The organism is Nostoc sp. (genome assembly GCF_036918245.1).
GTDB lineage: Bacteria > Cyanobacteriota > Cyanobacteriia > Cyanobacteriales > Nostocaceae > Nostoc.
Map to the genome: position 1 here is coordinate 67,711 of NZ_JBALEF010000027.1, position 19,283 is coordinate 86,993.

Annotated in this window: 15 protein-coding genes and 1 pseudogene; 3 read left to right on the top strand and 13 right to left on the bottom strand. The window is 40.9% G+C overall.

What is annotated here, in order from left to right:
* Positions 1–456 precede the first annotated feature (456 nt).
* Positions 457–777, top strand: a pseudogene (locus tag V7L12_RS06090) (IS4 family transposase); the annotation flags it as partial.
* A gap of 52 nt (positions 778–829) precedes the next feature.
* Here the strand turns inward: V7L12_RS06090 and V7L12_RS06095 are convergent.
* The 3 genes from V7L12_RS06095 to fraC all read right to left on the bottom strand — a co-directional run bounded on the left by V7L12_RS06095 (position 830) and on the right by fraC (position 3,339).
* Positions 830–1,609 carry an ABC transporter permease gene (locus V7L12_RS06095; RefSeq protein WP_335083003.1) on the bottom strand — a complete coding sequence of 260 codons (780 nt, stop codon included), beginning with the start codon at positions 1,607–1,609 and terminating at the stop codon, positions 830–832.
* 122 nt (positions 1,610–1,731) lie between these two features.
* Positions 1,732–2,739, bottom strand: a complete 1,008-nt coding sequence (gene fraD, locus V7L12_RS06100) for a septal junction protein FraD (protein WP_335083005.1) — start codon at positions 2,737–2,739, stop codon at positions 1,732–1,734.
* Positions 2,740–2,799: 60 nt separating this feature from the next.
* Positions 2,800–3,339 (bottom strand): filament integrity protein FraC, encoded by a 540-nt coding sequence (gene fraC / locus V7L12_RS06105; RefSeq protein ID WP_335083007.1) that lies wholly within the window; start codon positions 3,337–3,339, stop codon positions 2,800–2,802.
* Between the two features lie 237 nt (positions 3,340–3,576).
* Between fraC and V7L12_RS06110 the strand changes: the two genes are divergently transcribed.
* Positions 3,577–4,713 (top strand): cob(I)yrinic acid a,c-diamide adenosyltransferase, encoded by a 1,137-nt coding sequence (locus V7L12_RS06110; protein WP_335083008.1) that lies wholly within the window; start codon positions 3,577–3,579, stop codon positions 4,711–4,713.
* 334 nt (positions 4,714–5,047) lie between these two features.
* Here the strand turns inward: V7L12_RS06110 and V7L12_RS06115 are convergent, their stop codons facing one another.
* The 4 genes from V7L12_RS06115 to V7L12_RS06130 all read right to left on the bottom strand — a co-directional run bounded on the left by V7L12_RS06115 (position 5,048) and on the right by V7L12_RS06130 (position 11,611).
* Entirely contained in the window at positions 5,048–5,428 is a 381-nt protein-coding gene (locus tag V7L12_RS06115) for a two-partner secretion domain-containing protein (protein ID WP_335083009.1), read from the bottom strand.
* A 187-nt stretch (positions 5,429–5,615) separates the two neighbouring features.
* Positions 5,616–6,584: a PleD family two-component system response regulator gene (locus V7L12_RS06120; RefSeq protein ID WP_335083011.1), complete on the bottom strand. Its 969-nt coding sequence runs from the start codon at positions 6,582–6,584 to the stop codon at positions 5,616–5,618.
* On the bottom strand, positions 6,581–10,729 hold the full coding sequence (locus tag V7L12_RS06125) for a PAS domain S-box protein (RefSeq protein WP_335083013.1): 4,149 nt from the start codon (positions 10,727–10,729) through the stop codon (positions 6,581–6,583). The genes V7L12_RS06120 and V7L12_RS06125 overlap by 4 nt, the downstream gene beginning before the upstream one ends.
* A 645-nt stretch (positions 10,730–11,374) precedes the next feature.
* Positions 11,375–11,611 (bottom strand): hypothetical protein, encoded by a 237-nt coding sequence (locus V7L12_RS06130; RefSeq protein ID WP_094351436.1) that lies wholly within the window; start codon positions 11,609–11,611, stop codon positions 11,375–11,377.
* 619 nt (positions 11,612–12,230) lie between these two features.
* Between V7L12_RS06130 and V7L12_RS06135 the strand changes: the two genes are divergently transcribed.
* Positions 12,231–13,241 (top strand): cyanophycin synthetase, encoded by a 1,011-nt coding sequence (locus V7L12_RS06135; protein ID WP_335083015.1) that lies wholly within the window; start codon positions 12,231–12,233, stop codon positions 13,239–13,241.
* Positions 13,242–13,306: 65 nt separating this feature from the next.
* On the opposite strand, the gene V7L12_RS06140 is transcribed toward V7L12_RS06135, so the two are convergent.
* From V7L12_RS06140 to ntrB, 6 genes are all read right to left on the bottom strand, one after another.
* Positions 13,307–13,657, bottom strand: coding sequence for a hypothetical protein (locus V7L12_RS06140; protein ID WP_335083017.1), 351 nt, complete (start codon positions 13,655–13,657; stop codon positions 13,307–13,309).
* A 325-nt stretch (positions 13,658–13,982) separates the two neighbouring features.
* On the bottom strand, positions 13,983–14,141 hold the full coding sequence (locus V7L12_RS06145) for a hypothetical protein (RefSeq protein WP_335083019.1): 159 nt from the start codon (positions 14,139–14,141) through the stop codon (positions 13,983–13,985).
* A gap of 199 nt (positions 14,142–14,340) precedes the next feature.
* On the bottom strand, positions 14,341–14,820 hold the full coding sequence (locus tag V7L12_RS06150; protein ID WP_335083021.1) for a YbjN domain-containing protein: 480 nt from the start codon (positions 14,818–14,820) through the stop codon (positions 14,341–14,343).
* 148 nt (positions 14,821–14,968) lie between these two features.
* Positions 14,969–15,826: a nitrate ABC transporter ATP-binding protein gene (locus tag V7L12_RS06155; RefSeq protein ID WP_335083023.1), complete on the bottom strand. Its 858-nt coding sequence runs from the start codon at positions 15,824–15,826 to the stop codon at positions 14,969–14,971.
* A 420-nt stretch (positions 15,827–16,246) separates the two neighbouring features.
* Positions 16,247–18,253 (bottom strand): ABC transporter ATP-binding/substrate-binding protein, encoded by a 2,007-nt coding sequence (locus tag V7L12_RS06160; protein WP_335083116.1) that lies wholly within the window; start codon positions 18,251–18,253, stop codon positions 16,247–16,249.
* A 181-nt stretch (positions 18,254–18,434) separates the two neighbouring features.
* Positions 18,435–19,274, bottom strand: coding sequence for a nitrate ABC transporter permease (ntrB, locus tag V7L12_RS06165; RefSeq protein ID WP_335083025.1), 840 nt, complete (start codon positions 19,272–19,274; stop codon positions 18,435–18,437).
* Between the last annotated feature and the right edge of the window lie 9 nt (positions 19,275–19,283).

The following is a 19,283-nucleotide window of genomic DNA, read 5'->3' on the forward strand; positions in this document are numbered from 1 at the left end:
CTGTCAAAAACAAAAGTTTTTATTGGATTTGGTTCTACAATCTTAGATTACCATCAGTTAGAGTCTTTATAACAGAAGGCAGGGGGCAGGGGGCAGGAGACAGGAGTCAGAAGGCAGGAGTAACCCACCTTTAAAAGCATGAGATTAAAGTAAGAAGAATTGTATCTCGCTACACTCTACTCAATACAATTCTTCTTTTAAAACTGGTTTTTATACCCAGAATTAAAGTTTTCATATAGCGTTTCCTGGTCTAGTGAGGTACACCTGTAGGGGCATGGCACTGCCCATTGGTGTCAACTTACAGCAGTTTTCATGTATTTGAACCACATCTGTTGTAGGAGCGCAAGGCCTTGCGCCCCTACCGCGTGGTCTATTTACCTGAAAATAGCTGTAAGTAAAAAGTCAGCATAAGATGTAACCTCAGAACATCTTGATTGATGTTCTTAGTGATACATCGTGAGTCCAAAACGTCCAGCACGCAAAGCAAACCCCGATCTGCGCCAGCAAAAGCATATACCAGCGCCGCCGATTCAGGAAATAGAGAAAGAAATATTTTCATTGCGATCTCCTGTGAGCTTTAAACCCTTGAGATTGTATGAAGATGTACAAAAGAAAAAATTCCGAGACAGAATATTAACCCTGCCGATGATGATGGCGATCGTAGTGAGTTTAGTATATCGGCAGATTCCTGGCTTAAGAAAAGTAAAAAGGGTATTGTCACAAGAGGGATTGTTATGGGTGGAGCGAATGGAAGTAAGTGCCCAAGCAGTGACAAAAGTTAGAACTTACAACAAGTCTTTCCCCTTGTCCTCTTCCCCATGCCCAATGCCTAAAATTCGCGTTGTGAAAAGATAAAAATAGCGATCGCTAACAACATGGCACTATAAAGTAAACCATAGCCAGCATTCATAATCAGTGCAGTGGTGTCAGGTAGTGCTTGCAGACCATAAACAGCATCATTTTTCAAATCTAATCGAGATAAATCTGGCAAGAAAAGAAACAAAGCTTGAGTTAGACGTTCCATACCAGGGTTACGGCTAAGACGACCAAGTTGTACTAAATCTTGAGTAATATTTCCGATTAAATATACTGCAAAGGTTAGAACAGTCGCTAGCAGAGAAGCAGTAAAAACACCGAAGGTAATGGCCACGGCAGTAATTAATGACAACTGCAAAAATAAGAAAATTGCAGCAATTAGAATGCTTGCTGTCGGATGAGGAATATTACCAAATTGCAGAAATACCAGATAAATTGCTGTCATCGTGGCGACAAGCACAGCTAGAACTGCGGATAAACCCAAGTATTTGCCGATGATAATTTCACTGCGACTAACAGGTTTAGCAATTAATACTAAAATAGTACGTTTTTCAATTTCTTTATTAATTAGTCCTGTACCAATAAATATCGTAATAATTAACCCGATGGCATTCATCGCCGCCATTCCAAAGTCTAAAAACATTTTATCTTCAGCGGTAGCTGCAAATTCAGGAAGGACGCGGAAAGCAGTGGCAAGTACTAGCGCATAAAAACCAATAATATATAGGATGCGATCGCGTACCACTTCCTGAAACACATTCTTTGCCAATACAAAAATTCTGTTAATAGTCATTTGTCTTTGGGTATTGGGCATTGGGTATTGGGCATTGGGTATTGGGCATTGGGAGGAGACAGCAAGGGAGAGACTTATTCAATAATTTTATCCTTGTCCCCTTGTCCCCCCTGCCCCACTCCTCACTGCTGCGGAGGCGGTGATCCAGAAATTAATTTACTGGCGCGATCGCATTCAATTTCTGCAACTGTAATCTTATTCTCTGAATTATTGGCTGCTGCAACTGGTTCAATGCGACAAGATTTTTTTAAGTAATAGCCTCGTGGGTTAGAACTCGGGCCTATCCAAATACTTAATAAATCTAATATATATCCAGACTTAGTATTAGCTACACGCGGTTCAACGCGCCATAGTTCCTTCTCTTCATATTTACTCAGGTTTTTTTGAATTACTCCCCTACCCAGATTTCCTACCCGTTGTTTCGCATCTAGCAACCATTTCTCTACTTCTGACCAAGGTCTTTGGGCTATTTGTTCTACTACCATTGGTTGAAGTTTTTCTAGAATTACAACACCGTTTTGAGGAATTTTTACTTGTTCTTCTGTTCTGGGAACAAAGGTACTATGTTTAAAAGTGTCTGCCTGCAAACTGGGATATTGCCGTAACCAATTATCCATCACAAAGTGAAACTGAATCCAACAACTTAGTAGCATACTACTAGCAACTAAAATTATGATTCTTTGGCGGTCTTCTGGCTTAGGAATTCGAGCTTTTGCATCAGTGTCATTTCCTTCAATAAACTCTGGTATTGCTGTAATTAGTGCTGAAATTGTCGGCCAAAAAACGATTGTTCTGGGTGTAATTACATCTCGTTGATCTCCAAATGCAAAAACACTCACTAAGAATCCAGTTATTACTGCCCCGACTGGCATAAAAGTCCCAGGAACCCTCAAAGGATCTTCAGTTGTATACCAAGCTGTACCAGCAATTAAAAATAACCAACCGAAAAAGGCAATTATATCTTTGATATAACCTGTGGCACAATATGAAAGTACCCAAGAAAAAATACTTAAATAAATAAATGTCTGCCAAGAATAAGCTTTGGGTGGAATTAATATTTTTCTAATTCCTGCATAAAGTCCTTCAGCAAATTTAAAAACCCCAAAGACATCTTTTAGTAGCGTATTCATATTCCTCCGTACACCTGATTAATCAATAATTACCCTCTAAATTAAACAAGTAATTTCTTGCTATTTTGAACGAAATAATAAAATAATGGTTATTGCACTATAACTCAGAGAATTTGCTATTAGTATAGTAGTAACTAAATTAGTATTTTGGAAATTAAGGGTGGTAAAACGACGCCGTTGTAGCCGCTGAGATGTTTTCGTATCCTCTTCTTTTTTCGCAAATGATTCATTTAATGAGAATAACAAAACCCTTAAAATGAAAAATTTCATCAAAAACGTAACAAAAAAAATTATACAAGCAGTTAAAATAATTAAAGTCTGTGTATTTGCCGATTTAAAGTTATTAAAAAGCATATAGTTAATTAATTCTGATTTAACCTGTCTTGGCAATATTGGTTCTGATACAAAAAATATTAACCAACCAATTACACTCGAAAACAGATTAATAGAAATTGCATAAAAAGTACTGGTTTTTTTGTCAAATTTTAGTCGAGAATGCAAAACATAAGCTTCGATGGGGATGGCAATCAGTACAAATAAAAAGTCAAATAGAAATCCACCAATGGGAAAAATCCTGGGAAGCATCCAATTGTCAGGCATAAATGGTTAAGGGTAAGGGTTAACTGTAGTGAGTATAACTGGGATAGTAAGGGTGATGGGGGAAATTATCCCATTGTTCTTGTCCTTTACTATGCGGGTGTGCCAGTATTCCTCTATTGATATTGTTAATAGATCGAACTGACCCTTGTAGAGACGCTTTAGAGGGCAGTTTCTCTATCTGAGAGTACAAGAGGTTAGGTAAGATTAAAGACTGCCATAGTTATAGCTTTTCGAGAGATGACAAGGAACGGTATTGGGATTCGGACGGCGCAAGTGCGTCAAGAACGGCTTGTTGGTCAAATTCACGTCTACGATGGTCTGGGTAAAGGTAAATCTCAAGCGGCTTTGGGGGTGGTTTTGCGCTCCATTGGCTTGGGAATAAATACGCCTAGCAATTCTAATCGTGTTTTACTGCTGCGGTTTTTAAAAGGGCCAGAACGTGATTATGACGAAGATGGCGCGATCACAGCTTTACAACGCGGATTTCCCCATTTAATTGACCAGGTTCGCACCGGGAGAGCCGAATTTTTTGGACCAGACGAAATTACCACCTTTGACCGAGATGAAGCAATGCGGGGTTGGGATGTAGCCAAAGGTGCGATCGCTAGTGGTTTATATTCAGTTGTCGTCTTGGATGAAATTAACCCAGTTCTGGATTTAGGTTTGCTACCAGTGGATGAAGTGGTGCGGACATTAAAATCCAAACCCCAAGAGTTAGAAATCATTGCTACCGGACGCGCCGCACCCCAAAAGTTGCTCGATATTGCAGATTTGCATTCAGAAATGAAACCTCATCACCACCCAACAGCCAAAGCCCTCTTTCTTGAAGGGATTGAAATTTATACTGGTGCTGGTAAAGGCAAGTCTACTAGTGCTTTGGGCAAAGCCTTACAGGCCATTGGTAGGGGAATTAATCATCCAGGGTCTACTCGTGTATTGATTATGCAGTGGCTTAAAGGTGGTAGCGGCTACACAGAAGACGCAGCGATCGCCGCTTTGCAGCAGTCATATCCAGAAGTGGTGGATCATCAGCGTTGCGGTGGAGATGCGATCGTCTGGCGAAATTCCCGGCAAGAATTAGATTATGTAGAAGCCGAACGAGGTTGGGAAATTGCAAAAGTTGCGATCGCCTCTGGATTGTATAAAACTATTATTCTTGATGAACTCAATCCTACCGTAGACTTAGAACTACTCCCCGTTGAACCCATTGTCCAAGCTTTACTCCGCAAACCTCGCGACACCGAAATTATTATTACTGGTCGCTGCCAAAATCCACCCGCGTACTTCGATTTGGCTAGTGTCCATTCAGAGGTTTATTGCCACAAACACTATGCTAATCAAGGTGTAGAACTTAAACGAGGGGTAGATTTTTAGGCGTTGCTGATTAAGAGTATGAATTTAGTCTTACCAAACAAGGCAAAAGTTAAAAGAAAGAAAAAGAAAAAATGGTTTGAGAGCAACTAAATTTATTTATGAAATCTTGAAAAAGGTTTGTTTCAAGACATGCAGTGCAAGAAACAAAGCATCCTTATTAAAATTAAATCCCCTAAATTTATTTATAGGGATTATCTTTTTGCTTTTTACTTTTATCTTTCGTCTTGCTACGCCTCATATCATGTCCGCATAATTAGTTATGATTCCCCTAGTCATTACACCCCACACGCCAGGTGCTTCAAGTCGGCAGAGCCGCCCAACGCACTGGCTCCCCTTAATCCCCGTTAATAATCTGAAAAGTAGCTAGCTGACCGAATATTTCTGAAGAGTTACTACCTGTCACCCGTGCCAAAATATTCTGAATATCTGCGCTAGGACTGAAGAAATAAGCCCCACGTCCCTCGCTGATATTAAATTCTTGAAAGCTGTGAAAAAGATTGATTTGGCGAGTTGCACCACCTGTAATTACTTCTATCGGTAGTCCCTGAAAGTTGTCTATAACTTGAGAGGACTCAGCCCCAAGTGTGTTATCAGGGATGATATTGCTTTGCTGTGCCAGGGTTTTACTAGTGAAGATACTGAAGACTAAGCAGCCTAGCAAACCTGCCAATCCGAACTGCAAATACTTGTGTAATCTGTATTTTATCGTCATCATACGCACTTTCATATAGATTATTTCAGTATCTAATAAAGCTGCATCTTTGGACGATAAACAAGCGAATATTCGTTAATTATGCAGTTTTCTGCACTCAGTTGATGTTTGAAGACAAGGACTGCATCTAAACAAGCAGTAAATGTGTGGATGTGTGGTATTAATATGTCGGATATTGTGTCTTGCGGTACTAGCGGGAATTTGTACTTTTGGGTAGTAGAATATTTTGCACAAAGCGATCACGTCCTGCTGCCTTTGCTTTATACAACGCCTGATCCGCTGCGGCAATCATTTCTTCTAAGTCAGAATCTGGCTGAGGAATTTCTGTCGTAAACCCAACACTAATAGTTACGTGAGAACTAACTTGGGAATTTTGATGAGGAATTGCTATTGCTCGGACAGTATGACAAATTTCGTCGGCAACATGAATCGCTCCCTTGGTGTCTGTGTTAGGTAAAATTACAGCAAATTCTTCCCCACCATAACGGGCAACTAAATCTCCGGGACGTTTAATCATATCTTTGATAGCTTGAGCAATTGTCTGAAGACAGCGATCGCCTACCCGATGACCATAGGTATCATTATATAATTTGAAGAAATCAACATCGCAAAGAATCAGAGAAAGCGGACGTTGCTCGCGTTTTAGGCGCTGCCACTCTTGGTAAAAATACTCTTCAAATCGTCGGCGATTAGCTACTTGAGTTAATCCATCGATAGTAACTAATCGCTGCAATTCCAGATTTACGGCTTCCAGTTTTTGCTGCAACTGAGATTGCTGAATCAAGCGTTTTACCCGTTGTCGCAAAACTGGCCAGTGAATTGGTTTGGTAACAAAATCCATTGCTCCCACTGCAAATGCACGGTCAACTGACTCTTGATCTTCAAGTCCTGTAATCATTAAAACTGGAGTGTGCTTGTTACAATCCAGAAGCTCTAACTGAGTGCAACACTCGAATCCATCCATATCCGGCATTATGGCATCAAGCAGTACTATATCAGGGTGCAGTTGGTTAAAAACATTTATTGCCTCTATGCCATTTTGAGCTTCCGCTATTTGATAGCCTTCCTGCTCTAAGAAATGCCGCAGTATCAGGCGAATAAAAGGTTCATCATCAACAATTAAAACTAAAGATTGGCTTTCTTGAGCAGTGGCTTTCATGGTGCTTCCTTCGCAAGTTCTTTTTCTAAGGCAGTTTTAACTTGTTCATATTCCTGATACAGTAGTAAAAGTAATTCTAGATTGTTTTCCAAGTTACTGCTGCGTGCCTGTACTTCTAACACCTTGCAAAGGTGAGCTAGGGCGATCGCTCCAATAGAAGCACTGCTGGACTTGAGTTTGTGTGCTGTCTTCCATATAGTCTGGATATCCTGAGTTGCGATCGCTGTGCTGATATGTTGCACTAATTTGGCTGTCTCTGTAAGATAACACTCAATTAGTTCCGCAAATGCCACACGATCTCCTCTGAGCATATTTTGCAAGGATTGGAGGATTTTGGCATCAATTTTGGTGCTTTTTAATGTCTGGTTTTCCCCTGACTGTAAGATATTTGACGGAGGTTGCAATTCTGGGCGTATCACTTCCCCTTGTTGTTTGATGGAAGTTAATTCAGAATTTCTTTGGCGTGGACATTTGGTGAGTGCCTGAGCTAACTCTTGCAGTTGAATAGGTTTGCTAATGTAGTCATCCATACCAGCAGCAAGACAAACTTGGCGATCGCCCCGCATGGCATTGGCAGTTATGGCGATGATATGGGGACGAAAACCCACCCCCCATTCTTGACAGATTCTCCGAGTTGCTTCTAACCCATCCATTTTGGGCATGTGAACATCCATCAACACTACGTCAAATCGCTGTTTTTGCAGAGCTTCGATCGCTTCTAGCCCATTGCTGACGACATCTGCGCCATAACCTATTTTCTGTAGCATCAGTAGAGCAACTTTCTGATTAACAACCGTGTCCTCTGCCAGAAGAATTTGCAGTGGCAGTCGATGGCCCAAATGCCGATCTACCAAGTGGAAATGAGAAATACTGGCTAGAATCGGCTGATTTCCCAAAACACGAGTAATAACATCATAGAGTTGAGAGTGTTTGATCGGTTTACTCAAACAAGCAGCAAACTGGACATCATTAAAGTCAGAAGAAGTTTCTACTTTCGCTAAAGAGGTCATAATCACCAAAGGCAGATTTTGACAACCAGATTGCTTGCGGATTTGACGAGCTAGGTTTATGCCATCCATTTCCGGCATCTGCATATCTAAAATAGCAATATCAAACTGCGTTCCCTGAGCAAGTTTAACTAAAGCTTCTTTTCCAGATTTGGCAGCATAAGTTTCCATCTTCCAAGACTCAGCTTGCAAGCTGAGAATTTGGCGATTGGTTAGATTGTCATCTACAATCAATAGTCGCTTGGACGCAAGCAGCGGCGAAGTGCTTAATTCAGCTTGTTCTGACTGAGCAGCCACTTTGGTAATAATGGTGAAGTAAAATGTTGAACCTGGTGAAGAGTCAGGAGATGATAATAATTTTTCATGATCCCATCTAGGGCTAGGATTGCCACCAACAAACCCCTGGCTTTTTACCCAAAGAGTGCCGCCCATCATCTTACTGAGCCGCTTACTAATCGCCAATCCCAGCCCTGTGCCACCATATCGTCGAGTCATGGAGACATCAGCCTGAGTGAAGGGTTGAAATAATCGCTCTATTTTCTCTGGTGCGATGCCAATACCTGTATCTTTGATCGCAAATTGAATTTCGTAGAGAAGTTGCTTTTTTTCAATAGGTATCGGGGATTGGGAAGAAGTTTTTTTATTCAACTCAACAGTCCCCAGTTCAACAGAGAGTAATACTTCTCCGGTTTCGGTAAACTTGATAGCATTGTTGAGAAGATTCATCAAGACTTGGCGCAGACGAGTCAAATCACTGACGATCTGAATGGGAACTTGGGGCTGGATCAGATAAACTAGTTCGATATCCTTTTGGGCAGCTTTCGGAGCTAAAAAGGAAATAGCTTCCTCCACACAAGCTCTCAAATCAAAAGGCTGTTCTTCTAATTCCAGTTTGCCCGACTCAATTTTGGAGAAATCTAGAATATCGTTGATGATGGTGAGTAAAGTATCTCCACTACTGTGAACTATTTCCACAAAGTCTTGCTGTTGAGGTGTGAGGTCAGTATCCAGCAGTAGACCTGTCATGGCAATAACAGCATTCATTGGAGTCCGAATTTCATGGCTCATCATCGCCAAAAACTCACTTTTTGCCCGATTTGCGGCTTCTGCTTGACATTTTGCCTGCTCCAAGGCAAAGTTTTTCAAAGTAAGTTCTTCACGTTGGCGCGTTTCTTGTTCCAGTAAGTGAGCTTGTGCTAGAGCAATACCTAGTTGAGCCGCCACAGCTTCTAGTAATTCGATTTCGTCTTGTGTCCATTGGCGAAAATAGCTGCACTGATGTAAGCCGATCGCACCATTGGGTTCTCCCTGATAGGAAGTGCGGATTGACAGCATAGATTTCAGCCCAATTTCTCGGCAGATAGCCTCAGCCATTTGGAGTGAAGGCTCAACGTACACATCTGGAGAAGCGATCGCACTTTCTTGGGTCATCATCTGCTCGGCATGGGGATTGTTAGTCATGGGAACTTCCAATTTCAACATGGAGCAGTAACCGGGGATTCTATTATACTCTGCTACTAAGGGAATTCGGGGTGTGGGGTTACTAATGTAAGAGTGAATCAGACAGCGATCGACTGCAAATGTTTGTCCAATTTGGGTAGCAGCCGTCTCAAAAATTTTGCTGGTATCAAGACTTTGACGAATTTCCTGAGTAATTTGTTCAAGTAGTAGGGTGCGATGTAATTGCCTTTGCAGTGCCTCTTTAGCTCGTTTATTTTCAGTAATGTCGTGATTGATGCCAACAGTGGCAACAGTTTCCCCTTGTTCATCTTGTAAAGCGACTACGGTTGCTTCGCAAATTCTCTCACTGCCATCTTTGCGAATAAAGTGTATTTCCCCTGACCAACGTCTTTGCTGGTTGACTGTTGACAAAATGTTGGCGCTTAATGTTGCGGCTACTTCCGGCTGATGCAAAATACTCGGATGTTTAGCCAAAATCTCGGCTTTGGTATAGCCAAACATACTTTCGGCAGCAGGATTCCAGTCAATAATACTTCCGGTTAAATCTGTGATAATTACGCCATCATGCATATTTTCAAAGGTGAGAGCTTGCCGACGCAGACCGGCTTCGGCTTGCTTGCGTAAGCAAAGCTCGTTGTAGACATCGCTAACATCTCTCTGAATGCCAATGAAGTGGCTTAACTTGCCATTGTCGTCATGAATAGGAGAAATACTCAATTCATTCCAAAACAAAGTACCATCTTTGCGATAGTTGCGGAGAAGAACTTTGCAACTTGTTCCAGTTTGAATAGATGACCGCAATTCATTAAGTGCTGGTTGCTGGGTATCTGTGCGTTGCAAAAATCGACAGTTTTGCCCAATTACATCAGTAGCACTGTAGCCTGTTATTTGCTCAAAGGCAGGGTTGACGTAAATAACTGGATTGTAGGCGAGTTTGGCATCGGCAATAATAATTCCATTACTGGTCGCGGCAAGTGCCCTTTCCCTCAGCCTCAAGGTTTCTTCAACCAGTTTCAAATCAGTAATGTCAAACATAAACCCCCTCAGCCCGATCACAGTTCCGGCTTCTTCAACGACACTAACAATGTCTCGCAGCCAAATAACTCGCCCATCAGCAGCTAACATCCGGTATTCCAATTCGTGATTCTCGCGCCTAGCAGTTGCTTCTTGACAAATACGAACAGAATTTTCCTTGTCATCTGGATGCAGATGATTAACCCAAAAATTTTCCTCGTACCACTCTGCGATCGGATAATTTAGCAAGTCTACCGCTTGCGGCCCTACGTAAATAAATCGCCAAGTTTTCAAGTCTAATTCCCAAGGGATGACTTTGACAGTTTCCAATAGCTGTCGCAAACGATTTTCACTGGCGATCAGGGCAATTTCTACCTGTTTCTGTTCAAAAATCCTGTGAGTTAACTCCTGATTGATTGCTGTTATTTGTTGGTTTCTTGCATTCATTGCCAAGGCAAAATAGATTGCTAATGTCAGCGTGACAACAAATAATAACCCTGCGATCAATTCTAGTTGTGTTAATAACCCCGGATTTTGGATTAAAAGTCTCTGCCAGAGTATGAATACAGAGATTGAGAATAAAATCCCCAGCAACAGGGCGAGTAATTCTCGTTGACGGAAAAATATCACATTGAACCAGTCATATCGGTGCTGTTTTACCACTTATTAACTCTCTAGCACTTTCAGGGTTTATTGCACTAAATTTTACTTTTAAGTAATCTAAAATATCAGTAGGAAGGGGGCAATTACGGAATTTATTTTTAGTTAATATATTAATATGTTTATGTATTGTCAAAAAAACTTAATCATTTTTGATTATAACTACACTTCTTTTGATACCAATTCTTTATGAAGACACATAGAAAGAACCCTACCGCCTGTAAGGGAGGTTGGCAGGGGTTAAAACAATGTGCAACTTCATCGAGAATTAGTATGATAACTGCATCTGTAACTAGTACAGCGTGGCGGAAGTTTGCTTACCTTTAACAAGTTGCTTTGAGCAACTTGTCTGGTTAATTGAGATGGTAGAAGGTACTACAAACCAAAAGATCCCCGACCTCTTGAAGGAAGTTGGGGATCTAAGCCTCTCGCTGGAGAGCAAATTAAATATAGTGGTTCCCGCAAATTTTAAGTAGGGTACATCCGCGATCGCAAGAAAAGGCTAATGGAGATTAAAATACCAATACAGTCCAGATCAGCCCAAAACCCAGATTGTAGAGACGCGATTGATCGCGTCTTTCAAGACCAATAACACTTAACTCAAGCGTATTGGATTACAAACAAAGGTTAATGCCATTCGCTTGTACTTTAAATTACAGCTTCTTGGCGTTGACAATCAAAAACAACCATGTAGGAAGCATTTGGTATTTCTTGAGGAAGGTGCCGCATATAGCCATCGGCATCAGAACGGCTGCGGAAGCGAGCAACAATCTCCCGTTGCGTATTAGGAAGTAGACGAGCGATCGCCCAAGAATTGAGGCGTTCTTTATACGCAATAGTCTGATTGTCTGATTGGGAAGTTTTGTTATCCGTATTTTCTGGCATAATGATGTTAACCGTATGAAGTTTAATGAAGGGCGTTAATTAGTTTCTAGGTAGGAATGCACTAACGCTTTTTTTAATGCTGCTGCCACCTTGTTATTCGATTATTTATAAATTGTCAACACTGAGCGCTATATTTTAGACCAATTAAGTTGGAATTTTCAGGTGACAATGAATCTCAAAGCCTTAACTTGCAATTGTTTCCAGGACACAAGAATGTTCAAGCAGAAAGTTTAGCAATTATTGGGTTTGCATGATTTGTATGCATACACATAAGTAAAGTCCGCATCAGTGGTAAAACAAATATTAATGTCTGAAAACATACTATTAGAAGCTGAAGAAAAAATGAATAATAACGTCTGTAGAATTAATCAGCACGGATACACTCTTAATTTTTCTATAGTGTGATTAGTAAAGCTACATTGCAGGCATTTGCATTTTTTATAGTTAGTTGAGAATAATTAAATTTTCAGAGGTTATTGAAATATTCAAAAATGAATTTTTCTTCAGCTTTTGACTAAAGCTTTAGGGACAATATATAGTGCAATTGTTTAAATTTAAACTTCTTGAGTAATGGTCATAAAATAGTTAAAATCTTCTCGAAAAATTATAGTTATCGATAATGAAAACACCATTTGTAACATCAATAATCCAAAAAATAGCAGAAAAAATAGGAGCAGTAGTTTTAGTAGATCCAGAATGCACTTTTATGGGATTGATTACATTTCAAAACGGCAATAAAACCTTTTTTCATAATACCAGGTTTAATATTAATTCTTTTGGCTCAGTAGCAATAGCTAAAGATAAAGCAGTTTCAAACTTTTTTTTGAATAAATTTGGCTATAAGGTTACTGAAGGAAAAACATTTTTTCGTGACGAATTATGCGAAGAAATAGATAATACTAGAAATATAGATGCAGGATTTTATTATGCTCAGGAGTTGGGATTTCCTGTAATTGTCAAGCCGATTAATCTTAGTCAAGGAATGTTTGTTACCAAGGTTCACAATAAGCAAGAATATTATCAAGTAGCTAAGAAAATATTGCGAAAAATCTCAGGATTTATTGTTGAGCGATTCTATAATGGCAATGATTATAGAATTGTAGTACTTGATGATCAAGTCATTTCGGCATATCAAAGAATTCCCTTATTTATCATCGGAGATGGTCAATCTACTGTTTTGCAACTTATGCAACAGAAGCAGGAAACTTTTATCAAAAATGGTAGAAAAGAAATTATAGATTTTGAAGATTACAGAATCAAAAAAAACTTGCGAAGACGGAAGCTAAATTTTACTAATGTTATACCTAAGAATAATATAGTCTATCTTTTAGACAATGCAAATTTATCAACTGGAGGTGAGGCAATAGATTTCACCGACAATATCCATCCTGATTTTAAAAAATTAGCAGTAAATATTACAAAAGATATGGAATTGAGATTGTCAGGTGTAGATATTCTTGCTAATGATATAACGTCACCAATGGGAGATTATACAATTATTGAAGTAAATGGCGCTCCTAGCTTAACTCACTATGCATCATTTGGTGAAGTTCAGACAAAAAGAGTAGAAAATTTATATCTCCAAGTTCTCAAAGTACTTGAAAACGAGAAAAATAGAGTAAATTATTGATTTTGACTGGAGGCGGAGCAGGGATTGCTCCCCTCCTGAATTCTTTTTCAATTCTAGCTATCTCTTCACCACTCCTTATCTAGTAGGGATTCAAATTCAGCTTGTAAGGCGGTTATATCTGCCAACCTTGTGACTAGTAAATTATCCTTACCAGCATCATTTAAACGTACTTTCCAATAACGAATACTGTCTGAGTTATTCAACCAAAACTTAATCACAGTATCTACTACTTGATCCAGATTCCAATCCCATTTTGCTGGAACTGATTCTACCGATTCTAAAAACGTATCTAGCGTACACGTATGCATTCCCAAGTATTCCACACCTTGGTGGGGTGGTTTTTGCCCGTTTTGCTGTTGGTGATTAAAAAACTGCAAAAGTGGAGATATTCCTACAATATCAAAAGTGTATTTCATGCCAGTACTCCCAATTTTATATTACTTACAGGAAATATTTAGTTTTTTCTCTTTCTAAAAGAATATCTGGAAAGGAACTAAAGCATCTGCAAAAAGTGCAGTTTTGGTCTATATCATAGGCGTTAAACTTCAGCTATAAATTAGCACTTACAAGCATTGAGTGCTAATATTTATTTGAGAGTTTGATTGATTACTAAAGAGTTTCAGGTATTAATTAAGGGATGCATATATCTTTAATAATTATTTAATTAGTTACGTTACGACTTGTAAAGGCTAGATCCTCCCTAACCCACCTTTTTAAGGCTGGTGATTACCAATCAAGCGGCTATGTAATGAAATCAGCAGTCCAACACATATCCTGGACGCGATCGAGTCTGTCAAGCAAACTGCCTTTCTGGAGCGATCGCACCCAAAATGCAGATGGAGTCAAGTCAAGGGAATATAAACCTAAATTCAATTGACGGTGCAGTTTGAAAAGTGTCACTTACTAAACTCGCTTTTTGATTGAAGCAGTAATACTATTTATTTGTGTGAGGAGCAAGTTAAAAATAAAAAGCGCCTGGGGTGGAAACACGGCAACACTCCCAGGCGCTTTTAATTGGTACATAGAAAAAAGTCTTTGCAGATTCGCCCAAACCTGATTGCTATACATCGGATGTAGCAATAGCCCAATCTAAAATTACTTAAGTCGCACCAAATTCAGTTTGTAAGGCTTCATCGTTATTATCAGCGATCGTTGCCACAACGGTAATTAGCCGAGACACTTCGCCAGGAGATAACTCTGCTAAGGTGCGTGTCGATATTACAACCACCCGGTTTTCAATAATGCCGAAACGTGCCTCAAAAGTACTAGAGCAGTTTAACTCCAAAAGATACCGCATCAACTTAGGTTCATCTTTGGCAGGTAAATTTAGAACCGTAGACCAAACCGTTATTGTGTCTTCATCGGTTGTCCCGTTGAGTTTGACAAATACTTCTACACTTCCATACTTAAACTTCCAGAGATAACCACCCTCTGGAGTGTGGCTAACCATCGCGCTATCATCTTGTTCCAAAGAGTCGATGACATTTTCAATCACCTCCAGATGGTTAATGCTTGTCGTCTCGCTGATTAACTCATTAACGGATTCGTTACTAGTTAGGGTTTCTGGGTAGTTTGTCATACAGATTTTTTCTCAACATACTCGCTCTACACATACTTTATAACTTGTAGAGGTAGTTGTAGGAGCAATCCATGAATTGCCCCTATTGATTGCAGAATTCTTCCCGCTAGCATCTGGTACTATTTTGCAAAAATGAATGGCGATTAGCTCAACCTACGTCATCATGGGCAAAGCGGTTAAAGAGAAAGTCTAGGGCATAGTTACGCAGTTGGTAATATTGTGGATCTTCCATAATGCGGCTGCGATCGCGGGGACGAGAAAAAGGAATTTCCATAACTTCACCAATTTTCGCATGGGGGCCATTGGTCATCATTACCAATTTATCTGCTAAAAATAGTGCCTCGTCGATGTCGTGGGTAATCATCAGCACTGTACAACGGTTATCGCCCCAAATTTTCAGCAATTCTTCTTGTAACTCTTCTTTGGTAATAGCATCCAGCGCCCCAAAAGGTTCATCTAAAATTAAGACTTTCGGACGAATCGCCAAAGCACGGGCGATAGAAACCCTTTGTCTCATCCCGCCAGACATTTGCATTGGTTTCTTTTCCATTGCATCAGCTAGTCCCACCATTGCTAAATGATCGCGGACGATCGCTCTTTTTTCGGCTTGTGGTTTGTTAGGATAAACGGCGTTAACAGCTAAATAGATATTTTCAAAAGCAGTCCGCCACGGTAACAGGGCATAGTTTTGGAAGACAACCATCCTGTCTGGGCCTGGTTTGGTAATGGGTTCTCCTTCGAGTAGGACTTGCCCGGAAGTGGGAAAGTTAAAACCGGATACCATATTTAAGAGCGTCGATTTGCCACAGCCAGAGTGGCCGATGACGCAAATAAACTCGCCCTGTTCGACGTTGAGGTTAACGCCGTCGAGTACGGTAAAGGGGCCTTTCTTTGTAGGATAAACTTTGGTAACGTCTTTAATTTCTAGGAAAGGTCTGCGGCTGGTGGTTGCAGGGGCTAATGGTTTTCCTAGTGTGTTTGTAGCTGTTGAGTTGCGGTTTTGCATGGTATTTGGTGTTTGAGGATTGGGGCTTAGGGGCTGGGAATTAGGGATTGGGGACTACTCGCCGCTATTTAGAGGTTTGTTAATGGAGTTCAGAGGTTCATTAATGGAGTTCAAAGGCTCATTAATGGAGTTCAAAGGCTCATTAATGGAGTTCAGAGGCTCGTTAATCGAGTTCAGAGGCTCATTAATGGAGTTCAAAGGCTCATTAATGGAGTTCAAAGGCTCATTAATGGAGTTCAAAGGCTCATTAATGGAGTTCAAAGGCTCATTAATGGAGTTCAGAGGTTCATTAATGGAGTTCAGAGGTTCATTAATGGAGTTCAGAAGTTCATTAATGGAGTTCAGAGGCTCATTAATGGAGTTCAGAAGTTCGCGCGTGATGTGCTACTTCTTCCACTCCCTCTTTCTTTCACGATTTTTTTATGATGCGAGTCTTCTTCTGGGTGCATCAAGAACAACTTCCGCGACTGAAAAATCACGTTTAATCTGCAAACTGTTGAGATAAGCGATCGGATCGTCGGCGTTAAAGGGAGTACCATCGAACAGTTTGATCGGTTGGCGAATATAGCTAATATCCAAACCTAATTCTCGTGCGGCGGTGCTGAAAACACGGACTCGACACACCCGTTCCACAACTTCTACCCAATTTCTGGGGAAGGGAGTGTCACCCCAACGCGCCAATTGACTCATAATCCAAATTTGTTCGGTACGACTGGGGCGGTTAATGGCAGACTCAGAATAAAACTGGTGATGGGCATAGTCCCGCAACGGATGGTCTAAGCTACAAGTGAGATTATCTGGATCTTCGAGTTGAATGTATTCTAAATCAGTGCTGACATACTCTCGCCCTGCTAAAATTTGGCGAATCTCTTGGGCATTTTCGGGATTTGCACAATACTGACAGGCTTCTAACAAAGCTTTAGTCAAGGCGATATGCGTATTTGGATAATTTTCTGCCCAATCTTCCCGTACACCAAGAACTTTACCGGGGTGTCCTAGCCAAACTTCTAAGTCGGTAGCGATGGTAAAGCCGACACCTTCCACAGCCGCGCGGTAGTTCCAAGGTTCGCCGACGCAGTAACCATCAATGCTTCCAGCTTTTAAGTCGGCTACCATTTGCGCTGGGGGAATGGTCTTCATGTCCACATCGGTGTCGGGGTCAATTCCACCAGCTGCTAGCCAGTAACGCAGCAGCAAGTTGTGCATAGATGCGGGATGTACTACCCCCATTGTATGCCTTTGCTCATGGGTGAGAACTAGGTGATTTCTAAAGTCTGATAAGGTTTGCACACCTTGGTTGTAAAAGCGTTTTGCTAAGGTGATGGCGTTACCGTTGCGGGTCATGGTGAGGGCGGTGACAACAGGGAGGGGTTGGTTATTATGTCCTCCCAAAGTTAGCCACATCGGCATCCCTGAAGGCATTTGAGCCGCATCCAAATAACCACCACTTATGCCATCTTCTATACCCCGCCAGCTACTTTCCCGCACCAGGTTAACTTCATCTAAACCATGTTTGACAAAAAAGCCTTTTTCTTTAGCAACTGCTAAGGGGGCGCAAGCTGTCAGAGGTAAAAAGCCAATTTCTAGGTTAACTTTTTCCAACCCATGACGGGCAATGTCGGCAGTTTTCCGCGCCCGAATTTTCTTAATCCGTTTTTGCTGATTGAGGAAGTAAATCATCTCACTCCGCAAACTGTAGTAGCTGGGATGTTCTACTACTTCCATCCGCTTGCGGGGTCTGGGAATATCCACTTCTAAAATGTCGCCGATTTTAGATTCGGGGCCGTTGGTTAGCATCACGATTCTGTCAGATAACAGCACTGCTTCATCGACATCATGTGTCACCATCACCGCAGTAACTTGATTTTCTTCGCAAATTTGCATCAGTTGTTCTTGCAAATTGCCGCGTGTGAGTGCGTCTAATGCACCAAAGGGTTCATCTAGCAAGAGTAATTTAGGACGAATCGCTAAAGCGCGGGCGATCGCAACTCGCTGCTTTTGTCCACCTGATAACATTCCCGGTTGTTTGTCAGCATGGGGACGCAAACCCACCATATTTATATGTTTTTCGATAATGGCTTGGCGTTCAGCTGCGGGTAAACCTTTCATTACCGAGTCCACGGCGAGGGCAATATTTTCTCTTACCGTCCGCCAAGGTAATAGGGAATAATTTTGGAACACCACCATCCTGTCTGGGCCGGGTTTGGTGATTTTTTGTCCTTCTAAGGTGACAAGACCTTCAGTAGGCAAATCCAAACCCGCAATCATATTTAATAGAGTGGATTTACCGCAACCGGAGTGACCAATCAAAGAAACGAATTCTCCTTTTTTAATTTGGAGGTCGATTCCTTTGAGAGCGATATATTTGCCACCACCAGTTAATTCAAAAACTTTTTCAATTTGATCGACAGCTACGAACATACTTATTTGTCCTTTGTCTTTTTTCCTTTGTCATTTGTCCTTTGTCTTTCGTCATTAGTCACTGGTACGTAGTTATTAGTTTTTAGTTTTTTACAAATGATTAATGACCAATACTTCGGCTTCGCTCAGTACAAGTGACTAATGACCAATGACCAATAATTAATGACCAATGACTAATGACCAATGACTATTTCTGTTCTGCTGGTAAAATCTTGTTTTGCAGCCAAACCATTGCTTTATCTAGGAGTAAACCAACGACACCGATATAAACTAGAGCCAAAATTACTTCGCTGACGTTGTTATTTTGATAGGCATCCCAGATGAAAAAGCCGATTCCGACAATACCGGACATGACAATTTCGGCGGCGATAATCGCTAACCAAGCTAAACCGATCGCAATTCTCAAGCCGGTAAAGATGTAGGGTAATGCTGCCGGAATCAAAATATTAGTAAAATATTCTTTGCGGCTAAGTTGCAGAACTTTCGCAACGTTGTTGTAATCTTGGGGAATTTGGGTAACGCCGACAGCAGTGTTAATTAAGATCGGCCAAATGGCGGTGATGAAAATTACGAATAATGCTGCGGGTTCGTTTTGTCGTAAAGCTGCTAAAGAAATCGGAACCCAAGCTAGAGGTGGTACTGTCCGCAGTAATTGAAAAAGAGGATCTAAAGCCTTGGACATGGTTTTATTAACACCAATTAAAATGCCCAAGCCAATACCCACAATTGCTGCAAGTGTATAACTAATAGCGACTCGTTGTAGACTTGCTAAAATCTGCCAAAATAGACCTTTATCAATACCACCTCGGTCATAAAATGGCCAGAAAATCAGAACCCAAGTGTCTTGGATAACCTGTATAGGCCCTGGTAATGTGGCGCCGGGAGTCCAAGCGAATAATTGCCAGATAATCAGGAAAATTGCAATGGCGATCGTTGGTGGTATCAGGTCAGGAAATTGCTTTTTCAGGCTGGATATGAAGCTATTATTCAATCTAGGACTTGCAGGACGTTTTTGGGCTATTGTCATGATGCTGTT